The sequence below is a fragment of the Plantibacter cousiniae (nom. nud.) genome, from assembly GCF_977070315.1.
This window is the reverse complement of the sequence record NZ_CDRVEU010000014.1, coordinates 104145-129142: the sequence shown is the minus strand read 5'-3', so window position 1 is coordinate 129142 and position 24998 is coordinate 104145. Positions and strand designations below refer to the sequence as shown.

21 protein-coding genes are annotated in these 24998 nt (G+C 57.3%); 17 read left to right on the top strand and 4 right to left on the bottom strand.

What is annotated here, in order from left to right; translation table 11 throughout:
* Positions 1 to 83 precede the first annotated feature (83 nt).
* From ACW55A_RS23765 to ACW55A_RS23735, 7 genes are all read left to right on the top strand, one after another.
* A complete protein-coding gene (locus ACW55A_RS23765; RefSeq protein WP_455808361.1) occupies positions 84 to 1328 on the top strand; it encodes an MFS transporter in 1245 nt (414 codons plus the stop codon).
* Between the two features lie 135 nt (positions 1329 to 1463).
* Entirely contained in the window at positions 1464 to 2465 is a 1002-nt protein-coding gene (locus ACW55A_RS23760; RefSeq protein WP_498811666.1) for a Fe(II)-2OG oxygenase family protein, read from the top strand.
* Positions 2466 to 2523: 58 nt separating this feature from the next.
* Entirely contained in the window at positions 2524 to 3699 is a 1176-nt protein-coding gene (locus ACW55A_RS23755; protein ID WP_455808359.1) for a pyridoxal phosphate-dependent aminotransferase, read from the top strand.
* Between the two features lie 44 nt (positions 3700 to 3743).
* Positions 3744 to 5654, top strand: coding sequence for an FAD/NAD(P)-binding protein (locus tag ACW55A_RS23750; RefSeq protein ID WP_498811665.1), 1911 nt, complete (start codon positions 3744 to 3746; stop codon positions 5652 to 5654).
* A gap of 26 nt (positions 5655 to 5680) precedes the next feature.
* The gene (locus ACW55A_RS23745) at positions 5681 to 6271 is read left to right on the top strand and encodes a cysteine hydrolase family protein (RefSeq protein WP_498811664.1); all 591 of its coding nucleotides are present in this window, start codon (positions 5681 to 5683) and stop codon (positions 6269 to 6271) included.
* 11 nt (positions 6272 to 6282) lie between these two features.
* Complete coding sequence (locus ACW55A_RS23740; protein WP_057401486.1) at positions 6283 to 6708, top strand: cupin domain-containing protein; 426 nt, start codon at positions 6283 to 6285, stop codon at positions 6706 to 6708.
* A gap of 29 nt (positions 6709 to 6737) precedes the next feature.
* Complete coding sequence (locus ACW55A_RS23735; RefSeq protein ID WP_498811663.1) at positions 6738 to 8687, top strand: aconitase family protein; 1950 nt, start codon at positions 6738 to 6740, stop codon at positions 8685 to 8687.
* A 103-nt stretch (positions 8688 to 8790) separates the two neighbouring features.
* Here the strand turns inward: ACW55A_RS23735 and ACW55A_RS23730 are convergent, their stop codons facing one another.
* Complete coding sequence (locus ACW55A_RS23730; protein ID WP_498811662.1) at positions 8791 to 9705, bottom strand: LysR family transcriptional regulator; 915 nt, start codon at positions 9703 to 9705, stop codon at positions 8791 to 8793.
* A gap of 475 nt (positions 9706 to 10180) precedes the next feature.
* Between ACW55A_RS23730 and ACW55A_RS23725 the strand changes: the two genes are divergently transcribed.
* From ACW55A_RS23725 to ACW55A_RS23685, 9 genes are all read left to right on the top strand, one after another.
* Positions 10181 to 11701, top strand: coding sequence for an amino acid ABC transporter permease/ATP-binding protein (locus tag ACW55A_RS23725; RefSeq protein WP_003435000.1), 1521 nt, complete (start codon positions 10181 to 10183; stop codon positions 11699 to 11701).
* A 24-nt stretch (positions 11702 to 11725) separates the two neighbouring features.
* Complete coding sequence (locus ACW55A_RS23720) at positions 11726 to 12598, top strand: phytanoyl-CoA dioxygenase family protein (RefSeq protein WP_003434995.1); 873 nt, start codon at positions 11726 to 11728, stop codon at positions 12596 to 12598.
* Between the two features lie 26 nt (positions 12599 to 12624).
* On the top strand, positions 12625 to 13458 hold the full coding sequence (locus tag ACW55A_RS23715) for a transporter substrate-binding domain-containing protein (protein ID WP_003367532.1): 834 nt from the start codon (positions 12625 to 12627) through the stop codon (positions 13456 to 13458).
* A gap of 58 nt (positions 13459 to 13516) precedes the next feature.
* The gene (locus ACW55A_RS23710; protein ID WP_455808354.1) at positions 13517 to 14248 is read left to right on the top strand and encodes a class II aldolase and adducin N-terminal domain-containing protein; all 732 of its coding nucleotides are present in this window, start codon (positions 13517 to 13519) and stop codon (positions 14246 to 14248) included.
* Positions 14249 to 14374: 126 nt separating this feature from the next.
* Positions 14375 to 15670, top strand: coding sequence for a flavin-containing monooxygenase (locus ACW55A_RS23705; protein ID WP_058397862.1), 1296 nt, complete (start codon positions 14375 to 14377; stop codon positions 15668 to 15670).
* Between the two features lie 31 nt (positions 15671 to 15701).
* The gene (locus ACW55A_RS23700) at positions 15702 to 16118 is read left to right on the top strand and encodes a RidA family protein (protein WP_003408344.1); all 417 of its coding nucleotides are present in this window, start codon (positions 15702 to 15704) and stop codon (positions 16116 to 16118) included.
* A 12-nt stretch (positions 16119 to 16130) separates the two neighbouring features.
* Positions 16131 to 16808 carry a DUF1028 domain-containing protein gene (locus tag ACW55A_RS23695; protein ID WP_455808353.1) on the top strand — a complete coding sequence of 226 codons (678 nt, stop codon included), beginning with the start codon at positions 16131 to 16133 and terminating at the stop codon, positions 16806 to 16808.
* Positions 16805 to 17959 (top strand): acetylornithine deacetylase, encoded by a 1155-nt coding sequence (argE, locus tag ACW55A_RS23690; protein ID WP_455808352.1) that lies wholly within the window; start codon positions 16805 to 16807, stop codon positions 17957 to 17959. The genes ACW55A_RS23695 and argE overlap by 4 nt, the downstream gene beginning before the upstream one ends.
* 114 nt (positions 17960 to 18073) lie before the next feature.
* Positions 18074 to 18691, top strand: a complete 618-nt coding sequence (locus ACW55A_RS23685; protein ID WP_455808351.1) for a hypothetical protein — start codon at positions 18074 to 18076, stop codon at positions 18689 to 18691.
* Between the two features lie 15 nt (positions 18692 to 18706).
* Here ACW55A_RS23685 and ACW55A_RS23680 read toward each other — a convergent pair whose 3' ends face one another.
* Positions 18707 to 19624, bottom strand: a complete 918-nt coding sequence (locus tag ACW55A_RS23680) for an AraC family transcriptional regulator (RefSeq protein ID WP_455808350.1) — start codon at positions 19622 to 19624, stop codon at positions 18707 to 18709.
* A gap of 235 nt (positions 19625 to 19859) precedes the next feature.
* Between ACW55A_RS23680 and ACW55A_RS23675 the strand changes: the two genes are divergently transcribed.
* Entirely contained in the window at positions 19860 to 20594 is a 735-nt protein-coding gene (locus tag ACW55A_RS23675) for an SDR family oxidoreductase (protein ID WP_498811661.1), read from the top strand.
* A 12-nt stretch (positions 20595 to 20606) separates the two neighbouring features.
* On the opposite strand, the gene ACW55A_RS23670 is transcribed toward ACW55A_RS23675, so the two are convergent.
* Both ACW55A_RS23670 and ACW55A_RS23665 read right to left on the bottom strand, forming a co-directional pair.
* Positions 20607 to 21350, bottom strand: coding sequence for a hypothetical protein (locus ACW55A_RS23670; RefSeq protein ID WP_498811660.1), 744 nt, complete (start codon positions 21348 to 21350; stop codon positions 20607 to 20609).
* 3 nt (positions 21351 to 21353) lie between these two features.
* Positions 21354 to 24740: a toxin VasX gene (locus ACW55A_RS23665; protein ID WP_455808347.1), complete on the bottom strand. Its 3387-nt coding sequence runs from the start codon at positions 24738 to 24740 to the stop codon at positions 21354 to 21356.
* Positions 24741 to 24998 lie beyond the last annotated feature (258 nt).

Genomic DNA, 24998 nt, shown 5'->3' with positions numbered 1-24998 from the left:
GAACACGCAAAATAATTTGATATTCGAGACGATACTCTCATGAGAATCTTGCGACCCACAACCAATTAAATAGTGGGATTCTTATGACTGTCGATAACGGTCACCGTTGGAAAGTGCTTGGCGTCGGCGTGGCCGCCAATGCGAGCTTTTCAAGCGTCGTAGGGGGGCTGCCCGCGACGGCGGTCTATATGCGTGCCACCTACCAGTTGGATAACAGCGAGCTGGGGCTTGTACTCGGCGTTTTAGGATTGGGTATCGCCATCAGCGAGATCCCATGGGGGCTGCTGACTGACCGCTGGGGAGACCGTCCCGTACTGCTGACTGGCCTGCTCAGTTCGGGGATTGCATTGCTGATATTGGCCATGCTGGCCTCTTACGCACCGACGGTCGTATTGCTGGCGGTGGGCCTGTTCGTAGTGGGCCTGCTTGGCAGCAGCGTCAACGGAGCCAGTGGGCGAGCGATCATGGCCTGGTTCAAAGAGGGTGAACGGGGGTTGGCCATGAGCATTCGCCAGACGGCCGTTCCGGGCGGTTACGCCTTGGGGGCAATCGTGCTGCCCTATCTCGCTTATACCTACGGGTTTGTAGAGGTCTTTACTGCATCAGCCTTGTTCTGCCTGATAGCGGCGTTGTTCGCCGGGTTCTGGCTCTATGAACCCGACTTCTCCAGCAGCGCTGCAAAAAAACAGAGCATGGAGACAAGTGCGAGCCCGTTAAAGGATCTGAGGGTCTGGCGCATCGTATTAGCCATCGGTCTGTTATGCGCGCCTCAATTCGCGATCCTCACCTATGCGGCGGTGTTCTTCCATGATTTCAGCAAGATGGACATCACGCTGATTTCAACCACGTTGGCGATTATCCAGGTCGGCGCGATTGTCAGCAGAATATGGAGCGGACGCTGGACCGACAAAAACAAAAACCGACGTGCCTACCTCAAGACGTGTGCTTGGTTAAGCACCCTGACTTTTTTGGCGCTGGGCACCTTGGTGTCGGCAGCGGGGTTTTATGGCTTGAGTGAAACTGCGCTGGCCAGCGGTCTGATTATCGGCGTCATGATCATTGCTGGAATCAGCGTGTCCGCCTGGCACGGTGTCGCCTATACCGAACTTGCCACACTGGCGGGTGCGAGTCGGGCGGGTACAGCCTTGGCCATGGGCAATACCTGCGTGTTTGTGGTGCTGTTCGCAACGCCCATCGCTGCATCCTCTCTCATGACTCACTTTTCCTGGGGAGTGGTGTGGCTGGCAGCAGCCTTCTGCGCGCTATTGACGGTGCCGTTGTTCCCGCGCGTTGAAAAAAGCTATGCACTGGCCCCCCGTTCAACCTGAGACCGATTCCCCTGCTGACCGCTGTTGTAAACCGTGTTGCCAACTAGTTTGAGCAGCACGCCCTCGCACTGACGATAGACGCCACCGGCCTGACGCTTTCTTAATTGAACTGAACTCTTTCCATGGAGGAGAGGCATGATCCCGCTATTTACTTTTGAGCCTGAAGAGAAAGCACACCTGCTGAATCTTCTGGAACCGCTAGATTTATCCCCCTATAAAAGCTACACAGGTTTCTCGGAAGGAATACGGCGCTTGCACTCCGATGTGCCCGCTCGTTTCCTGAGTGCCTGTCAGATTATCCGCAGCGAAAGAGCGAATCATCAGCAAAAGATTCACGTTATTCGCAACTGCCCTATGGACAGGTTGATTCCCGAGCTTGATCCGGAGGATCCGGTAAAGGATAAACACGTCAAGAAAACACAGTTTGTCAGTGAGGCCTTTCTTGAACTGTTTGCGCAACTTACCGGCACACCGTTACTGTCTTATAAGACCAGAAATGAAGGTGATTTCTTCACCGATGTTATTGCCATCAAGAAGTACAGCGGGCAATTGACCGGCTTCAGCGACAGTGAACTGGTGTTCCACAATGATCGTACCGCGCATAAAGTCAGGGCCGACTACATCACGTTGCTGGGCATGCGTTGCCCGGAAGATGACCTGATCTATACCGGTTATATCGATGGTGTCGACATCGTCAGAAACCTGGAGCCCCGGCACATTGCCTGCTTGCGTGAGCCGCATTTCTATACCGTGTTCGATATCTTTTCCCGTGACATGAACAAGCAACTCAGCACCTCTGAAAAACATGCCATTCTGAGCAACGACCATTCCATCCGCTTTCTCGACACCATGACCTGCGTTGCCGAACAAGCCCCTGTCGAAGCACGCGATGCCTTCATCGCATTCAAAAGTGCAATGACACGTTCGCACTGCAAGCGCCACCGCATACTGACTGGCGACTTGTTGACCTTCGCCAATCAGGACGGTCTGCACAACCGGGAAAAGATCGACATTCTGAACCCTGAAAGTGCGGCGTCCCGCTGGCTGTTGAAAACCTACGCTTTCAAAGACCTGTGCACCGCCGAAAGCTTTCAGTCTTATTGGTCCCGTAACAGAGCGGGCTGTGTCATCGACTGATTTACTGTTAACACGATACAACCCTTATCAGCATGTTCATATTTCAAGGTGATTCTAAATGCGGATGCGCGCACTCTCTAAGCGTGTTGAAAGTTTGCAGCTTTCGGAAACTTACGTAATTTTAGACAGGGTACGTAGCCTGCGTGAGCAGGGGGAAGATGTTGTCGATCTGGGCGGCGGTGAGCCTGATTTCAGGACGCCTGATCATGTTACACAGGCTGCCGTTGAAGCGCTGTCCGAGGGCGATACGCACTACACACCCAGCCGTGGCACCACTGCATTACTGCAAGCCGTTGTACACAAGTACAAGACCGAGCAGGCGTTGAGCCTAGTGGCGGATAAAAACATCATTATTACGCCTTCGGCAAAGCATGCGTTGTTTATCACCATGATGACACTGCTGGATGAAGGCGATGAAATCATTATCCCGACGCCCAGTTGGGTTAGTTACAAGGCAATGGCTGCGATGGCGGGTGCCACGGTCAGGGCTGTGCCGCTGGACGGCAATAACGGGTTTTTTCTTGACGCGAATGTCCTGGAGCAAGCCATTACTCCGCGCTCCAAGGCAATCCTGATCAACAATCCCAATAACCCGACCGGCCGCGTGCTGAGCCGTGAAGAGGTCGAGGGCGTTGTCAGGGTCGCCCTGAAGCACGGGCTGTACATCATCTCCGATGAAATTTATGAAAAAGTCATTTATGGCGATGTTCGCCACATCAGTATTGCCAGCATCGAAGGTGCCGCGGACATTACCGTAACGGTCAGCGGCTTTTCCAAAGCCTATGCAATGACGGGCTGGCGGCTGGGGTATGTCGTCAGTGCCGAGCGCATCTCCAATGAAATGCTCAAGGTTCATCAGCATACGGTGGGCTGCGCGGGGTCTTTCATTCAGCGCGGCGGCCTTGCTGCTCTCAATGGTGATCAGCAGCCCATCGCGGTAATGGTCGAGTCATACCAGAAGCGAAGAGACCGACTGATCTCTGGCCTTGAGAAAATTGCCGGTATCAGATGCGTGGTTCCCGAGGGCGCGCTTTATGTCTTTGCTTCGATCAACGCTCTGGGCTTTGAAAACTCCCTGACATTTACCCGCTGGCTGCTAGACACAGCCAAGGTTGCGGTCACTCCAGGCACGGCATTCGGCGAGGGGGGCGAGGGCTATGTCCGACTGTCATTTGCCGGCAGTGATGAAGCGATCGATGAGGCCGTTCGACGCATCCATAACGCCTTTAACTGATTGCCCCTCTTTTCCACGGTTACTACATACCAACAGGAGTCAGTATGCCTCTTCGAAACGTCGCGCCCTCAGCGTCGGCATATCGCATCGCGATCATTGGCAGCGGGCCTCGTGGCTTGTCTGTGCTGGAGCGTCTCGCCGCACTCATGCTCGTCAATGCGCCTGTCAGACAGGTCGTTATTTATCTTATCGACAGTGCTCAAATGGGCACGGGCCGCATATGGCGCACTAATCAGCCACGTCATTATGTGATGAACACGGTTGCCGAAGAAGTCTCTTCATTCTCCGGTCCGCTCGATGAAGGTCCTGTAAGACCTGGTGCGGGGCCTTCGCTGGCGCAATGGTGGAGAAACGCAGACCCCGACTATCCGGGCCCTAATGCATACGCTCCGCGTGCGGTGCACGGCGAGTACATGCAATTTGTGTTGTCGACCATCGAAGCCAGCTTCACATCAAATATCTCGCTATCTAGAGTTTCTGCCGTGGTCGTCGATCTTATTGACGATGAACAGGACGATACACGCACGCTGCAACTGGACGACGGAACGTCTCTGTGTGTTGACAGGGTAGTCATCGCAACCGGGCATCCGAAGCCCGAACTGGTTGGTTGGGAAAAGACTCTTCAGCAGTTCGCACAGCAGACTCCAGGGCTGGGTTTCCTTCGCGGGGATTCCGCTGCAGACATGCCGCTTTCCCGAATAAAGCCTCGCCAGCCGGTAGGCATCGTCGGCCTGGGCCTTGCTTTTCACGACATCGTTGCTGAGTTCACCGTCGGCCGCGGAGGTACCTTCAGTGTTGTGAAGGGTGTCACTTCGTATATTCCGTCCGGCCTCGAGCCGCAACTGTTTGCCGGGTCGCGCAGCGGCATGCTGATACCTGGCAGGGGCAGAAATCAGAAAGGTCCGGACTTTCAATACCAACCTGTCTACATTACGCGCGAAAAAATCAACGCACTGCAACAGCGTGGCCAGATAGATTTTGCTGCCGAAGTTCTCCCGCTCTTATTGATTGAAATAAACATCGTCTACTTCGCCACCGCCATACGGGCCAAACAAGGTGCATCGGCCGAGCTGGAGTTCAAGCGTCGCGTTGTTCAGCAGCAACTTTTTACGTACGAGGCGCTTGTGACAGAAGCGGCCTGCTTTGCGGTGGTCGATTTACCTGCTCTGGATCTGGATCGTCTGGCCAGACCTTTTCAGGCACAAGAATTCACCAGCCCGGCAGACTTCGCCCAAGCCCTGGATACGGTTTTACAAAGGGACCTGGACTGCGCCCGCGAAGGCAATGTGAACAACCCGGTAAAAGCAGCTCTGGATACCATCCGTGACACGCGAGCGCTGATCAGAAGTGTGGTGGATTTCGGAAGGCTTGCACCGCGTTCTCATAAAGAGGATTTCCTGCGTGATTACGCCCCGACCAGTCTGTTTCTGACCGCGGGCCCTCCGCTCTATCGGACCGAGCAGATTCGTGCCCTCATTGCTGCGGGTGTTCTGACGCTGGTCGGGCCTGAAACAGTCTATGGAATAGACGTCGAGCAGAATAAATTCACCATTGAGTCGCCCAGAGTCAAAAACTCCAGGCAACTGATCGATATCGTCATTGATGGACGCATCCCTTCACCTGATCTGCCCAGAGATCCTTCGGTCCTTACCCAAAACCTGATACGGCGCGGTTACTGGACCAACTACGTGAACGAGGACACGCACGATCGCTTTGTCACAGGCGGCGTTGCCGTTACTCCGGGGCCTTACCACCCGATTGATAGCAAAGGCCAGCCGCTCAGAGGGCTTGACGTATTGGGTCTCCCTTGTGAACACACCCGCTGGTTCATGCAGGCTGGCAGCAGTCGCCCCGGATTCTGGACAGACTTTGCCCAGGATGCTCACTACGTGGCTTCCGACGCTCTGGCACCGGTGTACGCCGATCTATCTATTGAAATCACTGAAGTTGCGTGATGCCCTCTCATTTAAAGGAATGAATGATGTCTGTAAAAAAAGCACTGTTGGTCATGGACTTCATCAATGAGATTGTCCACCCCGAAGGGGTTTATGGTCGTGAAGGCTATTACCAGCAGATCCAGGAGGGCGGTGTTCTGAAAAAAGCCGCAGCCGCTCTCAGCCATGCGCGCGATCACCATCTGCAGATTGTGTTTGTTGTGGTTGGGTTCAACGCACACTACGAAGGCTTTCCCCTTCGCTCCCGAGTGTTTGCGCCTGCAAAAGAACACGACGTTCTGAAGTTGAAAACCTGGTCTACCCAAGTGCATGACGAATTGCGTCCGCGCGAGGATGAAATCATCGTTGCCAAAAGCCGGGTCAGTCCTTTCTATCAAACCAACCTGGAGCTGCTTCTTAGAACCCAGGGTATCGAAGAACTGATACTGACAGGCGTCTCGACCGAGCACGTCATCCTGGCCACTACACTGGACGGCCACGACCGTGACTTCAACGTTACGGTTCTGGAAGACGCTTGTGCCGCCGTCACACGCGAGCGTCATGTGGCGGCAATAGAAAGAATATCGCGCACTGCAACAATCAGCTCGACCTCCGATTTCATTGGCTCTTCTCTATGACAGGCTCTGACATGACCCCCACTGTTTTCAACCTGCTGGACATCTCCAATGATCCTGATTCCATTCAGTGGTCGGCGCACCAGCAACTGGGCCGCAACGGTGCAAGTATCTATACCGTATTCGAATGCGGTGAAAGCGCTCAGCGTATTGCCTTGATTCGTTGCGAGCCCGGTGCCAGCGCGCAGTCCCACCGTCACCTGGGTCATGAAACTTTCCTGATCCTGGACGGGGACTTTGAAGATGAAAACGGCCTTTATCTCAAAGGCGATCTGGTGATCTATCCGCCGGGCAGCAGCCACGCCTGGAAGTCCTCGAACGGTGCTCTGATCTACGCAACCTGGGGAGGTGCGGTGACATCAACGAAGGTTGATCCGGTCTTGGCGACCAACAGTGCCGCCTATGACAGCAGTGCCTACGACGGCCGACACTTGATCTGAACATTCCGGACATTTCTTTGGGGTAAGTCATGCGTTTCAAGCGAAGTGGAAAGCTGCTGTTTCTGAGCAGTGACCCAATGAAAATGTCACAGCAACTGGGCGGACAGACACTGGTACTCGAACAGGCCCAGCCGCTGCGTGACGACATTTCTACAGATGAGATAACACCGATTCCTGTGCTGGCTTTTTTTGACGATCGCCTTGGCTCCTACCCCTATGTCGGCGTCAAGACCGGCTCGATGCTTCCAATCGGCAAGGATGATGTGCTTCGCGCAGGGTTTGAAATAACGGTTGCAGGCAAACGTTATGGAAAGGGTTCGTCTCGCGAGCACAGTCCCTTGGCCGAGAAGAAAGCGGGCATCAGGTTGGTCATCGCAGAAAGCTTCGAGCGTATTTACCGACAGAACGCTGACAATATAGGGCTGCTGACCTCCACTGACTTTTCATTGATTCCGCGTCTGCTGGCAGACGAAGAGCTTTCTCTGGAAGAGCTGACAGGGGACCGGGATGCCTTGTCGGCAGCCATCCTGAGCTGTGGCGGGTTACTTAACTATGGTCGCGACCATCTGAGCCATGAGGCTGCGCTGCCTGCGGCCCCGTCTCACCCTGCACTGATGGGGCCTCTGACATTCGCTGAAAAAATCATTCAGCGTCATTTGATCAAAGCGCATGGTGCACAACGCGTCGAGCAGGGCGCGGGGATCCTTTTAAAGGCGGACTGGCGTTTTATTCACGAATATTACACAGGCCTGTGCGCCCACTTGCTTGATGATGCGTTCGGCGAAGATTTTCAACTGTATGAGCCCGATTCCATACTGGCTTTCGAGGACCATCTTTCCTATAAAAATCGAAGCCCGGCGCACTTGAAACAAAATCTTGTCGGTGAGCTCGATGGCTTGTCCCACGCGCACCGGGATTTCGTCGAAAAGCATAAGCTCACCGGACACGGTTACTTGCCTGCGGAGGGCAGTGAGGGCATCTCTCACGCGATGATGGCCGAGCACTATGCGCTGCCTGGACAAGTTGTAGTGGGTACCGACTCACATACCCCGCACAGTGGCGCGCTTGGCTGTCTGGCGTTTGGTGTTGGCACTACCGACATGGCCAACGCGTTCATGACGGGCTCGGTCAGAGCCGTGTATCCACAGATACTGCGTATTTCGCTGATCGGCAGATTGGCCGAAGGCGTCACAGCCAAGGATCTGGTGCTGGTCTTGCTGGCTGATGCGCGTATCAGGGCAGGTCATGGCGTGGGCAAGGTATTTGAATTCGGCGGCCCGGCCATCGCGTTTTTATCGACTGATGAGCGCACAACACTCACCAATATGACCGCGGAGCTTGGCGGTTTCACCGGCATCGTTGTGCCCGATCAGGAAACCGTCCGTTTTCTCAAGCAACGACGCAACGTCGACTTCGTTCTTGAACCGTGGATGCACAGTGACCCGCATGCGGCCTATGCTGACACCATAGAACTCGATTGCGATCTGGTTCGTCCGATGATTGCTTCTCCGGGAGACCCTGGCAATGGACGACAACTCACCGATCTGACAGATCGGGTTCATGTCGATATCGCCTATGGCGGCTCCTGCACGGCGGGCAAGCGTGATGATTTCGATCACTATTTCGAGGTTATCAACTGGGCGCTTGAAAATGACCTGAGGTGCCATCCGGACGTAAAGCTGTATCTGCAGTTCGGTACTGTAGACGTGCGCGATTACTGTGAGCAAAAAGGCTACCTTCCGGCATTCGAGACCTTTGGTGCAGAACTGCTACAGCCTGCATGCGGCGCGTGCGCAAACTGCGGCCCAGGCTCTTCGACCAGTAAGGATCAGGTTACCGTCAGCGCCATCAACCGTAACTTTCCAGGGCGTTCCGGCCCGGGACAAGTATGGCTGGCAAGCCCGCCAACCGTAGTGGCCAGCGCCATAGCAGGTTACATCACCTCTTTCTCGGCGCTGCAGACCTGCAGAGCCGATTGACTGGGGGGCGTCATTTTATGGATCTGACCCTTTTTGCCTTCGAGGCTCGCACCCTCCTGTGGACGAGTCTTTGCACAGACCGCACGCGAACTGCTGCGCCCATTCAGGCTGAAGGCGGTGCCAGCTCGATGGTCCGGCAGTAATCCATGAACAGGCGTGTCGCACGGGTTGGCTGGTTGTTGCGCAGGTAGGCCATGACCAGGGTGGAGGCGGGCATGTCGTCTTCGATATCGAGCTGCACCAGCAGCTCGCCGTCGTAGGTCATGTTGGTTCTGGGCCGTGTGACCAGCACCGAAAACCCCAGACCCTGGCCGACCATACAGCGCACCATTTCGATCGATGGTGAACTGTACGCGACCACCGGCGCGTAGCCCTTTTCCGTGAAGATATCGATGAAGTAGGTCCTGCTGGGTACGGCGTCGAGCAGGATCATCGGTTCGTGGCTCAGCTCCAGCAAGGTCACGGTTTTTTTCTTCGCCAGAGGGTGGGCTGCCGGCAGCAGCGCATAGGGCTTGTGCGGTGCATTCAATTCCTCCTTGTTGATCGTGGTTCCCAGTTCCAGGTCGTACAGAAACGCCAGATCGAAGCGCCCACGGTGCAGCCCGTGCATCAGTTCATGTTGCTCGCCGTCATAGAGCTGAATGGTGACGTCCGGGTATAAGCGCTTGAAACCGGCCACCAGTCTGGGCATGTAAAGCGGGGCGGCCGATTCAAAACAGCCAATGGCGATAGTGCCGGAGACATGTTTGTTTTCAGCCCGGGAGTTTTGTTCGAGCTCTTCGGAAAGTCGCAGCAACTCTTTGGCTTTCTCATACACTTTCCCGCCACCGGAAGTTAGCGAAACACCTTGAGCGTGGTGACGGACAAACAGCGGCTGATTGAAGGCTTCTTCGAGGTTTTTGATGGCGACGGAAATAGACGGCTGCGAAATATGCAGCTGTCGCGAGGCCTCGGCAATGCTGTCCATTTCGACCGCCGTCACGAAATACTTGAGCTGTTTCAAGGTGAAGTGAGCCACGTGATACCTCGTGCTGAGCAGACCCTGGACGGCTGCACTTGAATAGCTTTTACCTATGCTTAGCGAGGAGTGTGCCAGCCGCTCGCGTCTTGCGGTATTAGTCGAGCCCGCCGCTGGCCATGGTCATTCAGCAGCATCCCTAAATAATAGACGCTTGCCAGACAAGCCCGTAAATGCGGGCGGCGCACCTATTACGAGCGATTATCGCGACGTCTTTATTTAATCGCCCTAAAAGTGTGCAATCCACTCGGTGTGACACTAAAGCATCACTAAGCCTTTTTAACGCGCTGCCGCCTTGGAGATGAATACAGGCATCTCTGCTTAGGATTTTCCTATGCTGCGGGCCAAAACTTACTATTTGGCTGCCGGACCTGGCATCAATCATGATGGCTTCAGAAGGGCAAACGGACAGCGTCCCGTTTCAACTTCAACAGGACGTCGCCCATCACTATTCAATTTGCCGAGCGAGCCGACAATGACGTTTGATTGGAAATACATGTTTGGCCTGTTCAGCGATACGGAATTCTGGATGGCCACCTGGACGGTCATTCAACTCAGTGTACTGACCTGGGTCATCAGTATTGTTCTGGGTTTTGTTCTCGCGCTGGCCAAACAATCATCTTTGCCGCTGATCAACTTGCCGGCCAAAGCCTATATCTGGTTATTTCGCAGTTTACCGTTACTGGTACTGCTGATCTTTGTCTACAACTTGCCACAGGCAGTACCCGCTACCTCGGCGGTGCTGGCCAATCCGTTCTGGGCCGGCCTGATTGCCATGGTGATGTGCGAAACGGCCTACGTCGCGGAAATTCATCGCGGCGGCCTGCTGTCCATCGCCAAGGGCCAGACCGAAGCTGCCCGGGCACTGGGCCTGCGTTTCGTGGGCACGCAATGGCGGATCGTGATCCCGCAGGCGCTGCGTGTGGCGCTGCCGTCGCTGACCAACGAATACATCTCCATCGTCAAACTCAGTTCACTGGTTTCAGTGATCTCGCTGACCGAGATCCTGATGGTCGGTCAGCGCCTGTATTCGCAGAACTTTCTGGTGATGGAAACCATGGCGGCCGTGGCGTTCTATTACGTGCTGATCGTGACCGTATTCGACTTCCTGCTCAAACGCCTGGAGCGCTATCTGGACGTCACACAGCACAAGGTGACCCGCACGCCGGACGCCGAAATGCTTGAGCTGGCCAGCCGCAAATCGGCGGTTGTCGCTCGTCCTGTCATCGACTTCGAAGGGCCGGCACTGCAAGCGACGCGACTGCACAAGGCGTACAACGACATCGAAGTACTCGGTGCGGTCAGCCTGCAGATCAATTCCGGCGAGGTGGTGTCGGTGATCGGCCCATCAGGCTCGGGCAAAACCACGCTGATCCGGCTGCTCAATGGCCTTGAGCAGATCGACAACGGCGACATCAAGATCAACGGCCAGCCATTCATTCACCTGGTTCGCCAGGGCGCGCAAAAGCCGCGTTACGTGGAGAACGCCGCCTACCGCCTGAACATCGGCATGGTGTTTCAGAGCTTCAACCTGTTTCCGCACCTGACGGTGTTGAACAACCTGCTGCTGGCCCCGCGTTATCACCGCCTGGCGCCGGTCCCCGAGCTCAAGCAGCAGGCCTACGAATTGCTGAACAAGGTCGGGATGCTGGAGCACGCCTGGAAATACCCGCATCAGTTGTCGGGTGGCCAGCAGCAACGTGTCGCCATCGCTCGCGCCCTGATGATGCGCCCGCAAATCATGCTGTTCGACGAGCCCACCTCGGCGCTCGACCCGGAGAAGGTCAACGAGGTGTTGCAGGTCATTGAAACCCTGGCCCAGGAAGGCATCACGATGGTCATCGTGACCCATGAAATGAACTTCGCCTTCAAGGTCTCTGACCGCATCGTCTTTATGGAGAAGGGACGCGTGATCTGCGATGACAAACCCCAGGCGCTACGCGACGGCCAGCACCCCCGCGTTGAAGCCTTTCTTAAAGATGTCTCACTGGCCTGAGGCCTTGTTGAAGAGGAGAAGAACATGATCGAGCAATGGCAGATTGACCAGTTTCACGAGCAGGGTTTTCTGGTAGTGGAGGGCGTGCTGGCAGCCGATGAAGTGGCAGCGCTTCAGCAGGACTTCGACCAGTGGGTCGACGACAGCCGCAGTCAGAGTCAGGCCTGGGGGCAGACTCAGGACGGGCGTCCGCGCTTCGACATCGAAAGCGATCATCGGCCGGATCACCCGTCGCTGCGCCGCGTGGCTTCGCCCACGGAGATCTCGCCGGCCTACCAGCACGCAGCGTTCCAGTCCCGGATGGCAGCCATCGCCGCGCAGCTGATCGGCGGCAATGGCACCCGTTTTCATCACAGCAAGATCAACTCCAAGCTGCCGCACACCGCGACTCAGGTTAAGTGGCATCAGGACTTCCTCTTCACACCGCACAGCAATGATGACCTGGTTACCGCGTTGCTGATGATCAGCGATGTGACCCCCGAAAACGGCCCGCTGAACGTGGCGCCTGGCAGCCATAAGCAGGCGCTTTGGTCGCATTGGCAGAACGAGCGTTTCACCGGTGCCGTGGAAGATGCGGTGGTTGAACAGCATTGCCAGCAACCGGTCGCCTGCTATGGCCCGTCGGGCTCGGTGTGCTTCATGCACACACGCCTGCTGCATGCTTCAAGCCCCAACGAAACCGAGTTCCCGCGCACGCTGTTCATCAGCGTCTATGCGGCTGAAGACGCATTGCCGTTCGGTGAGAACCCTTTGCCCAGCGAGCATGCCGGGTTGATGGTCGCTGGCCAGGAGAGCGGTCTGGTACGCAGCACCGAGAACCATATCCGCCTGCCGCAGAAACCCAAGGGTGCTTCATTTTTCGTGCAGCAAGCCGGAAAAGACGCCGCCGTTGCCTGATCTCCATGACTCCACGAGGAATACCTATGAAGCTGTCAGCTCTGATTGTTCGTCCCGTAGCCCTGGCTTTGCTGGGCGCGGTGGTTGCCATGTCCTCGTCTGCCGCTTCGGCCTTCCAGCAGCCCGGCAAGATCATCGCCGGCTCGGACATGACGTTCTTCCCCTATGAATACATGGACAAGAACCGTCCCGCCGGTTTCGACATCGAGTTTCTCGACGGCCTGGCAAAGGTCATGGGGCTCAAGGCCGAGAACATCGACACGCGCTTTCCCAATCTGATCGGCGGGCTGCAGGGCGGACGTTTCGACATCACCAACTCGTCGATGTACATCACCGCCGACCGCCTGAAAGTCATCGACATGATTCCTTACCTGAAAAGCGGCGAGGCGATTCTGTCGGTCAAGGGCAGCGACTATCAGCCCAAGACGCCAGAGGACTTCTGTGGCCACAAGATCGGCTCCATGGCGGCCACTTCCTGGCTGCAACAACTGCAGAAACTTTCGACCGACTACTGCGTGAAGAACGGCCTGCAACCAATCGCCATCAGCGAGTACGGCACCGACCCACAGACCACCCAGGCCATGCTGGCCCATGCCGTCGAAGCGCAGATCACTGACGCAGCCGTCGCACGCGGCGTGGTCGAAAAACTGGGTAGCCGGGTGGTGATTTCTTCCGAAACCCTGATTTACCCGGTGCTCAACGGCTTTGGCGTGAAGAAGGGCAACGACGAGGTCCGCAAGGCCCTGGAAGACGGCCTTGAGAAGTACAGCAAGACCCCGGAATACGCCGCGTTGCTGGAGAAATACAAGTTCCAGGCACCGACAGCCGATGACATCGCCGCCCTGATGCCCAAGCCCTGACAACCAAAGGACGTGCCTGGCAGGTTCGGCAGGCACGCTCGACCGGAGAGCAATTAGCATGGCCCTTAATTTCGAAGAGCAGACGCGCATAGACCTGGCCGCGACGTTCCGCATCATCGCCCATCTGGGTATGCATGAAGCGGTCGCCAACCACTTCAGCGCGGCCATTTCGGGGGATGGCAAACAGTTTTTGCTCAACCCGAAGTGGAAACATTTTTCACGCATACGTGCCAGCGATCTGTTGCTGCTCGACGCCGATGATGCCGACGCGGCGCATCGCCCTGATGTCGATGCGACGGCATGGTCCATTCACGGCCAGGTCCACCAGCGTCTGCCCGATGCGCGCGTGGTGCTGCACTTGCACCCGGTCTACACCACAGCCGTGGCGTGCCTGGCCAAGCCGCATATTCCGCCCATCGATCAGAACACTGCGCGCTACTTCAACCGCATCGCGGTGGACGAGCTTTACGGCGGCATGGCCGACACGACCGCCGAGGGCGCTCGACTGGCCGGTTTGCTGGAGGACAAGAGCCGCTTGTTGATGGGCAACCACGGCGTGATCGTCACCGCGCCCACCGTTGGCGAAGCCTTCGATGACATCTGGACCCTGGAGCGCGCTTGCCAGATTCTGGTAACGGCCTGGTCCACCGGCCAGCCGCTCAAGGTGCTGGCGGACGATGTCGCCGAGAAGACCGCCCGTGACTGGCAGAAGATTACGGATTTCTCTCATCAGCACTTCGAGGAAATGAAACTGCTGATGATTCAGGCTGACCCCTCTTTGGTCGACTGATCGCCCCTGCTACTGACTGGATGCGCGTCTGCGGATGGCGTAGGGCTTTTTGCGCCCGCGCATCGACGTTTCAACACTTTTCATTACGTCCAACAGGTCGTAAGCCACCTGTCGAGGGATGCCGAGATGACAGAAAAAATCATAGAAATCGATACGCTCGTCGTAGGTGCAGGACAGGCCGGAGTGGCCACCAGCGAACACCTGAGCCGTCTTGGCATCGAGCACCTGGTGCTTGAAAAACACCGCGTTGCCGAGGCGTGGCGCAGTGGCCGCTGGGACTCGCTGGTAGCCAACGGTCCGGCTTGGCATGACCGGTTTCCCGGCCTTGAATTCGCCATGGATCAGGACGGGTTCGCGGGCAAGGAGCAAGTGGCCGAGTACTTCGAGCGCTATGCCCGCAAATTCAATGCGCCGATCAAGACCGGCGTCGAGGTCAAGCGCGTTACCCGCAATACCGGGCGTGCAGGCTTTACCGTCGAAACCAGTGCCGGCACCTATGTGGTCAATCATCTGGTCTCGGCGACAGGGCCGTTCCAGAAACCGGTCATCCCGCCGATTGCGCCGGTTAACGAGGCGCTTCATCAGATCCACTCGGCGCACTATTTCAATCCGCAACAATTGCCCGAGGGCGGCGTACTGGTGGTCGGCGCTGGTTCCTCGGGTGTGCAAATCGCCGAGGAGCTGCTGCTCTCGGGTCGCAAAGTGTACTTGTCGGTCGGTCCTCACGACCGTCCGCCGCGCGCCTATCGCGGCCGGGACTTCTGCTGGTGGATGGGTGTGCTGGGGTTGTGGGACAGCGAAACTATGCAGCCCGGCAAGGAGCACGTGACCATCGCGGTCAGTGGTGCAAGGGGCGGCTATACGGTCGACTTCCGCCGGCTGGCTCAGGCCGGAATGAACCTCGTGGGCCTGACCGAAAGCTTCGTCGGCAACAAGGTGCACTTCCAGAACGATCTGGTGAGCAACCTCGACAGTGGCGACGCGAACTACCTGTCGCTGCTCGATGCCGCTGATGCCTACGCCGCACGCAACGGCCTGGACCTGCCGCTGGAGCCGTCGGCCCGTGAACGTGTGGCGGATGCGCCGTGCATCACCCATCCGCTCAGCGAACTGGACCTGATCGAGTCAGGCGTCACGTCGATCATCTGGGCCACCGGCTATGCCCTGGATTACAGCTGGCTGCAGGTCGATGCCTTCGACAGCAAAGGCAAACCTCGTCACCAGCGCGGCGTGTCCTGCGAGCAAGGCCTGTACTTCGTCGGCCTGCCATGGCTGTCGCGCCGCGGCTCCGCGTTTATCTGGGGCGTATGGCACGACGCCAAACACGTCGCCGATCAGATCGCCACGCAGCACAAATACCGTTCCTATGACGCCGGCAAACGTGCGGCCCCCGTCGTGCCGTTGCGCAACGTCAACGGTTGATCATCGCGCTCAATGCCCACAGGAGTTACCCATGACTACGCCGACTCATACTCGTATCCGCATGTTCAACACCAAGGACACCTACCCCAATCAAAGCCTGAACAACGACCTGTGTCAGGCGGTGCGCGCGGGCAATACCGTGTACGTCAGGGGCCAGGTCGGCACCGATTTCGACGGCAATCTGGTCGGCCTCGGTGATCCGGCTGCACAGGCGCAGCAGGCGATGAAAAACGTCAAACAATTGCTCGAAGAGGCGGGCAGTGACCTGTCGCACATCGTCAAGACCACCACTTACATCACCGACCCGCGCTACCGCGAGCCGGTCTATCACGAAGTGGGCAAGTGGCTGAAAGGCGTGTTCCCGATCTCCACCGGGCTGGTGGTGTCGGCGCTGGGGCAGCCGCAATGGCTGATGGAAATCGACGTGATCGCCGTGATCCCTGAATAAGGACTGTTGCCCATGACTTTTTCCATTGCCGCCCGCTGTGTCAAAACCGGCCAGCTGGGCATTGCCATCAGCTCGTCGAGCATTGCCGTAGGCGCGCGTTGCCCCTGGCTGCGTGCGGGTGTCGGCGCGGTGTCGTCGCAGAACATCACACTGCCGGCCCTGGGACCGCAAACGCTGGACCTGATGGAGCAGGGCATGTCTGCCTCTCAGGCGCTGGACCAGGTCATGAACGCCAGCCCGTTCAGCGAGTATCGGCAGATCACGGCGATTGATCATCAGGGGCGAGTCGCGCATTTCAGCGGCAGCGAAACACTGGGCATCAACAACGCGGGCAGCGGCGATCAGTGCGTGGTGGCTGGCAACATGCTGGCGAGCCAGGCCGTCATCGACGCGATGATTCAGTGCTTCGAGCAGGCAACCGGGCACCTGGCAGAGCGTTTGTTACAGGCGATGCAGGCCGGTCTGGCAGCAGGCGGCGAAGCAGGGCCGGTCCATTCGGCGGCGCTGAAAGTCGTGGGCGAGCAGTCCTGGCCCATCGTTGATCTGCGCGTCGACTGGGCCGAGCACGACCCGCTAGGCGAGCTGAAAATTCTTTGGCAGGCCTATCAGCCGCAAATGCAGGATTACCTCGACCGCGCCCTGAACCCGGCTGGCGCACCAGGCTACGGCGTGCCCGGAGACGAGCGATGAGCTCCAGCCGCGAGCTGTTGGCGCGGCTGGTGGCCTTCGACACCACCAGTCGCGAATCGAATCTGGCCCTGATCGACTTTGTGGGTGAATACCTCGAGCGCTTCGGCGTCTCCTGCGAGTTGATCTACAACGCGCAGAAAACCAAGGCCAATCTGTTCGCCACCATCGGCCCGGCTGACGTGCCAGGCATCGTATTGTCTGGCCACACTGATGTGGTGCCGGTCGACGGCCAGCCATGGACGTTCCCGCCGTTCGAACTGAGCGAAGCGGATGGCAAACTCTACGGCCGTGGCACTGCGGACATGAAAGGCTACATTGCCTGCGTGCTGGCGCTGGTTCCGGCGCTGACCCAGGCATCGCTGCACATGCCGGTGCATATCGCGCTGTCCTACGACGAGGAAGTGGGTTGCCTGGGCGTACGCTCGTTACTGGCATCGCTGCGGTCGCGGCCGGTGAAGCCGATACTGTGTGTGATTGGCGAGCCGACGGAGTTGCAGCCAGTGCTCGGCCACAAGGGCAAGGTCGCGGTGCGCTGCGATGTACAGGGTGCCGCCTGCCACTCGGCCCACGCGCCCAGCGGCGTTAACGCCATTGAGTATGCGGCGCAGTTGATCGGTGAACTGGGTCGCCTGGGCGAAGCATTACGGGCAACTGATGCCCTTGACGAGCGCTTTGATCCGCCGTTTTCGACCATTCAGACCGGCGTGATCAGCGGCGGCACGGCGTTGAACATCGTGCCCGAACAGTGCCGTTTCGATTTCGAAGTGCGTGCGCTCCCCACCCTGGACCCGCAGCAGATCGTCACTGCCATGCACGCCTACGCCGCGCAAAAACTGTTGCCGGCCATGCAGGCGGTCAGTGCCCGGAGCGAGATTCGCTTCACTGAACTTTCGAGCTATCCGGGACTGGATATTCCCCAGCACAGCCATGCGGCGGAATTGATTGCCGGTTTTTGCGGCTCCCGAGCGTTTGGCACGGTGGCGTTCGGAACCGAAGGCGGGTTGTTCGACCAGTCAGGCATTCCGGCTGTGGTCTGCGGGCCGGGCAGCATGGAGCAGGGACACAAGCCGGACGAGTTCATCAGCGTCGCGCAACTTGACGCCTGTGACGAGATGCTCAAACGTGTACTGGCCTTCGCGTCGCAGCCATGAATCGCCCCCGGATTTCAGTGATACAGTTGCGTGCCGAAATACGCTAACGTCTCGGCGCGCCAGTCATGGACTGGCCACTCTTCCCGGCTACTCGAACGTTCTATGGATGGAAGCATGACTGACAAACGTCCCCTTACTCACGGCTCCCTGGCCGCAACTCTCTGGCTGTGTGTTGGCACGTCGGTTTTCGCTCAGGACTCGGCACTGCATTCCGGCAAATACGAGCAGTTGATGCTGGCCGTAACGCCCGAGCATCAGGTCGAGGGTTATTACTCGGAGACGCGCGGCGAGGCATTCAGCTGTGCGTTCTATCTGCAAGGCAAGGTCGAGGCCGGGAAGGGCGCAGCGGTGTCGTCCTGGTTTGACGACGTCTACCCAGGAACACTGAAGGCCTCGGCTGATGGCGTGGTTCTGACGATAGAGCAAGGCCGGCAGCATCTTGGCTGTATGAACGTGTTGGTACCGGACATCGCCACCGGCATGGATCTGACCCGGACCGCCAGCAAGCAGTGGGTCGGCCTGGTGACCGTCACCGCGGACAAGGCCTGGCTGCAAAAAACACCGAATGCCAAAGCCACCCGAGGCGCCTATATCGTCAAGGATGACGTTGTCGGGGTTCTGGCATTCAAGGATGGCGCGGCTCAGGTCGAGTTCATCAATGCCAATGATCGCTCGTTTACCGGGTGGATCAGTCAGGACCAATATGCGCGGTTGGCCGCGCCCGGACGCTGATGCCGGACGGGGAGGTCAGCCGATCAGCCGCACTCTGCTGAGATCCGTCGAGGGCGGGCAGCCAAACTGGCGGCTGTACTCCCTGCTGAATTGCGAAGGGCTTTCATAGCCGACGCGATAGCAGGCGCTGGAGGCGTCCAGGCCTTCATTGATGATCAGTCTTCGGGCCTCTTGCAGGCGCAGCTTTTTCTGATACTGCAACGGGCTCATGGAAGTCAGCGCCTTGAATCGGTGGTGCAGCGTCGAATTCCCCAGGTTGGCCATGCGCGCCAGCTCGTCGATGCGCAGCGGCTCGGTGTAGTGACTGTTCAGCCAGTCGACGGCCCGCGTAACGCGATGCGTCTGCGAATCCCCAACCGCGATTTCGTAGAGTCGCCGCCCATTGTTGCCGCGCAGCAGCCGGTAGTAGAGCTCCCTAAGTGCAAGGGGCGCGAGCATGCCGATGTCGCGAGGCGTGTCGAGCAGGCGCACCAGCCTCAACACCGTCTCCAGCAATGGCTGATCCATCGGCTCAAGAAACAGGCCCCGCTGCGGCTCGTCCGGAACGCTGTTCAGTGGCGCCTCCGCAATGAGTTGGGCAATGTGCGCAGGCTCGAAATCCAGACGAATACACAGATAGGGCGCCTCGCCACTCGCTTCCAGCACGCGCCCGGCGACCGGCACAGTCACCGCGACGACCAGGTAGCTGAGCGGGTCGTACACATACTGCTCATCGCCCAGCGCAACCTCCTTGCGACCTTGAACGATCACGCAAAGGGCTGGCCGATGCAGCGCATGAATCAGCTCGGACGGCGCATCGCAGCGGATAACGTGCAGCGGTGCAATAGCGGTTTCATAGACACCGGGTGCCGCAAAGCGCTGCGTCAGCAACTGGATGATTTCAGCCCGGCAAACATCGGTGCCCGGAGCGCTCGCGGCATTGTGTGTATCCATGAAGAACCCCGTCCCAAAGTCAGTGTTGCTGCACGCCTTTCCTTTGCATCGAACTCCATCATAGCGGCCATTGCGCGGCGATTCAGCGTAAGGCAGACCCACAGACAGGAATAGGCAAGTGTCGCGCAGGTATCGGCATGCGCGCAGTGATGAGCGACTCGTAGCATGGCCATCGCAATCAGTTTGAGCCGCGCGCTGAAACTGAGCCAACGATGACTCACGAGGAAAGCCAGTCATGTCGAACATTCAAGGCAAGGTCGTACTGATCACAGGTGCCAGCAGCGGCATTGGCGAAGCTGCCGCCCGACTCATCGCCGCCAAGGGCGCACACGTGGTGCTGGGCGCTCGGCGCATCGAGCGTCTGCAGACGTTGGCGGCAGACATCGAAGCGCAGGGCGGCTCGGCACGCTTCCGTGCGCTGGACGTGACCGATGCGCTCGACATGCAAGCCTTTGTCGACTTCGCCACACACGCGTTCGGCAAGATCGACGTGATCATCAACAACGCCGGCGTCATGCCCCTGTCGCCGCTCGCCGCACTGAAAATTGCAGAGTGGAACCAGATGCTCGACGTCAACGTGCGCGGCGTACTGCACGGCATCGCCGCCGTGCTGCCGAGCATGCAAGCGCAAGGGCACGGCCAGATCATCAACATCTCGTCCATCGGCGGCCTCGCCGTTTCCCCGACCGCCGCAGTGTACTGCGCCACCAAATTCGCTGTTCGCGCCATCTCCGACGGCCTTCGGCAGGAAACCGACAAAATCCGCGTCACCGTCGTCTGCCCCGGCGTGGTCGAATCAGAACTGGCCGACTCGATTTCCGACGAGACTGCGCGTGACGCGATGAAAGCATTTCGAAAGGTTGCGCTGGAGCCCGACGCCATTGCACGGGCGCTTGTTTATGCGATCGAGCAGCCGGATGGGGTGGATGTGAGTGAGATTGTGGTGCGGCCTACGGGGAGTGCTTATTGATACAGGTAAGGGCTACCACTTCCAGGCCCTTTCAGTGAACTCGGCCGTTGGGGGGAGCGCGGCTCGGAGAAACGTGAGGTATTTATTGAACAGTACCTCGTGCTGGAAGCGGGCCTCGAAGCCAAGTGTAACGTCGGTGCGGTGGGTGATGATCATGAGGCGCTTTCGGTCGACGGTGACGAAGTTGTACTCGGCCCATGGCAGGCTTTGTTCGTGGTGGATGGGGTTTTCCCAGTTGAGCAGCTTGATGGCTGCGATAAAGGAAATGGCCACGGGGCCGATCAGGAACAGCAGCGAGCCGGTGAAGAGTGCTACAAAAACGAATATCAGGATGACGGCTATGGCGATGCCCTTGAAAAGGGATGAGGCGAAGTCGGGGTAGTGGAGGTGGTACTCAACGAGGGCATGGTTGGTTTTGATGGTGTAGTTGTAGATGGTTTTTTGGCGGACACCCAAGACAATAAAATAAATGGCTCCGCCACTTGCACTCGCTAAAATATAAAGCGCTTGCAACGGATTTTTTGAATAAAAGCTCCACCCTGCCCACAAGCCAAAGCTCAGCATCGCCGCATAGATTGAAATAATTGCCATTTCAGCAAAAAATATTTCTTTTGACGGTCTTGCGATGGTTTTTATTGACCAGCTCAGGATCTCCTTACCGTTTGGATATCGTTTGGTTATTCCAAAAGCTTCTGATTCCGAGGTGATGCCTTTGAGTTTTTTTGTAGCGATCGGGTGTGTTGAGGAGGTTGTCATAGTTTATTCCGCTACTTCGAGAGTCAAGGCAGTGCTGCGGTTTAGCGCTTTTACTTCAAGTTCAGCAGTTATCAGGCCGTCGACCTTGGTATCGCCCTCGCGATTTAGTTCAAGTTGATACAAGTATCCGATGTCTTGTTGGTCGGGTTTAATAAGGCTATCGGGGTACCATATCTGCAGCTCTAGGTATGTGGCTTCTGCCTCAAGAGGGATCCAGGTTTCCCATATCAAGTCTTCACTTTCATGGGGCATAAGCGGAAATGTGAAATCCTCGTGAGCATTGCGGGCCGCTTTGTTGCCGAGTGTTCCAAACTGGCCAGCCTGCCTGAACTGCCCTCGGTTTAGAAATGACTCATTTATCGGAGAATCTATTTTTTCCACGGGAAGTACTCCCCATGGGCGCTTGCTGCTGATGATATTGATATGTACAGATTGCGCGCGTACCGCGCTCGGAAAAAGAAGCTGCACGCCAGCACCGTCTTGCACTGCTGTGCTGTAATAATCCCCTTTACCAAGATAACGACTCTCAAGACGTGTGGTTATTTTTACATGAACTTGAGGACTTAATTGTATTGTAAGAAGGTCAAGCTTTTCTGCGTGCTGGCCTCCTGCGTCCGTTGAGTACCGGTACTCAATTGATCTGGACCAGCAACATCTTCGCAGCCACCAACCTACACTGTCCTGCTTAAAGTAATTCAGAGCCGTCGTCGCTAATAGGTACACGGTACCTATGAGCAGTAAAGTTATACTAAACCATGGGCTCATCGCGACGGCGGTAAGGGGTGTGGTGGGGAAGATTCCTGCAATAAGTTGAATGGCACTGCCTGCTCCCATCATGAGCACTGACACAAATTTTAGCTGCATCGCTATGATCTCTTCGAAAGTATTGACTCGGCTGAGATCATCCTGAATATCCAATACTTCCAGAACAGCCGCCGCTATCCCAAACGCCCCCATCGCCACCATCGAAACCCTGAACCCACGTACAGCATCTCCCCATGCGAGATTTCCCTTCGCCCTCCAATAACCCGCAGAGCGATCCAGAATCCCGACATTCTTGCCATCGATCAGCACCGGCGTCGCATCCCTGATAATTGCCCACGGCGCTTCAACAAACACCGCCATCAACAAGTTAAAGCTATACCCCAAACCATACGTCACCTTGCCGATGTCCTTGGCACTGAAGTCTCCATCCCGAGTAAGGTCGCGATAAGTGAAGGCGGTGTTGATGAAGTTGAGCATGATCACGCTCCAGGTGATCGAGCCGGCAATCCCTCCCAGGCCATCGAGCCAGCGTTTGGCGGTCGCCAGCCAGTCTTTGGCGATGGCTTTGCCGGACTGGAAGTGCAGGCGAATCTCATCCTGCAACTGCCTGGCGTACTCGTTGTTTTGAAAGTCGAGCAGGGCGGGCATGCTCAGTTCGTGCAGGCGAAGCTTTTGCTCGAGCGTGCGCAGGTGGCTGGCGATGCTTTTGCGGGGGTTGTAAGCGGTTGGGTAGAGCCAGCTGCGACGGGTGTCGCTGATCTGTTTGTTGAGCACCTGCCACTCACTGATCCAGTTTTTCAGCTTCGCGAGCATCTTGTGATCGATCGCGATACGCGCCTTCGAATCGAGCAGGATCTGGCCTATCAACAGCGTGCGTATCAGTGCAACGATGTTCTGCTGCTTGCCCACCGCCAGGCGGCTGTCGATGGGCACCCAGGCCAGCAGGATGCTTTCGAACGTCGCCTTGCCTGCGCTGCTGGCCAGTTGGCCGAGAGCTTTGAAGGTTTCCTGAACGGGGTGTTTCAGCGCCTTCATCCACGGCTTGTCGGCAAAGCCCTGATGATTGAGCGTGCCGTTGAGTTCGCCGATGCGGGTGGCCAGGTTGGTCACGTCGCCAAGGCCTTTCAGCAGCGCGTTGGCCTCCTGGTGCAGCGCGTGTTTGAGCGCCGGCGAGAAGCCGTAGCGCAAGGTGCCAAACAGGCTGCTGTCGTTGGCTTCCTGCTCGGCAAGCCAGGTGCTGGCGGCGTTGTCCTGAGCGTAGATGATCTGCAGGTTTAGCATGATCGCTTGCAGATAAAGCAGGCTTTCAGGGTGTGTGGTGTCGACAAACAGCTTGAGCGGTTCCGTGCCCAGATGGGTCGACCATTGCCTAAAGTCGCTTTGCGTGTCACGCACCTGTTGCAGCAGTGTGTCGCCGGTTGGCAGGTGCTGCTGAAGGTATTGGCGCGCACCGCTCAGATCGACCTCGCGCCGCCATTTGTGGCGATCTTTCCAGGCTTGCAGGGCCTCGTCGGCGGGCGCGCTGCCGTAACGCATTTCAATCGATTTGCGCATGTCCAGGCTCTTGAACATGTCCGGCATCAGCAGAAAATCGCCGGGAACGTTACTGCTGCTGATCTGCGCTTCCTCAAGAATGCACTGCTCGAAGTAAGCTTCGAACTCGCCCAGATACTGGTGAGTGAGCGCGGCATTGCCGCGCACCGATGCCGGCAATTTCTCCGGTTCGCCTTCAGCGCCACACAGTGCGGTGACCGTCTGGGCGATCTGGATCTTGTGTTCGTGCTCGGCTTGCCAGTTGCGGTAAGCGGCCTGATCGGCGGCCAGTTGCATGCCCAGATCATTGAAAATGGCCAGCGGGTCATCAAGGGCGATGAGCAGTGAACTGTGCTGGTCTTCAACGCTGCCCTGCCAGAAAACGTCAGCGCCGATTGGCGAAAACAGTGCTTTACCTTCATCGCTATCCGAAGGCGGGCGGGCAGCAGGAATCTCCGAGTCTGCAAAGCGGTCATCATCAACCACATGCTCCTTGTCGATGTCCGCCACCGCTTCGGCAATGCGGTTCAACGGCAAGGTATCCGGCTCGGCCATGGTCATGCAGTAGCGTTTCAGATCCAGCGCTTTCATCCATGCAGAGCGGCTTACTGGGTTCGAACGCAGGTGTTCGCATGTTCGCCACGTCCATTGCAGCGGAGAAAAGGCGATATGAAGCCGGTTGTTTCGCGGATAGAGCAGGAAGGGTTTGCCATCGTCGGCACCGCTTCGCCGGTCACAGCCAAGCTGCGTATCGGTCCAGACAATACGGCTCAGGTTGCCGGTGGCGGCTGACACCGCGTACTCATGCAGCGTTTCGGCAGTCTCGTCATAGACATATACGTAACCGTCATACAGCTGGCGAAGGGTATAGCTGCGTGTTTTCAGCTTCGGCATCACCGCCCAGCGGCTGCCCTTGAGTAGCGGTTTCAGCTTCTGGGGCGCGGTATCGTAGCGGGAGCGATCCAGCGCATAGCGCACGGGCACGATGGCGACGTCAGGTCCGCGGAAGGGACACAGGCTGGTGGCCGTGGCGGGAGTTTTGGCGAACGTTGCAGCACGTCGCTGAGTATGGGTGCCGGATTTGTCGGTCATGCATGGAATCTCTGCGCAGAAACGGTCGATATCGCCCGCTGTATGCAGAGGTGCATTCCAAGATATGTGCCGACTGTCTACTTATCTATAAAAAACAAATAGATAGGAATTTAAAGCAAAGACATCGAGCGAGAAAAGCGTGAAATAGTGCGCAAGTATCTGCACACGTGCGCTGACTCGCGCATGCTCGCTGCATCGCTTTGAATATGGAGCTTTGCTGGTTAAGCCCCGGCCATCGGATGCGCAAAAATTTGCGCA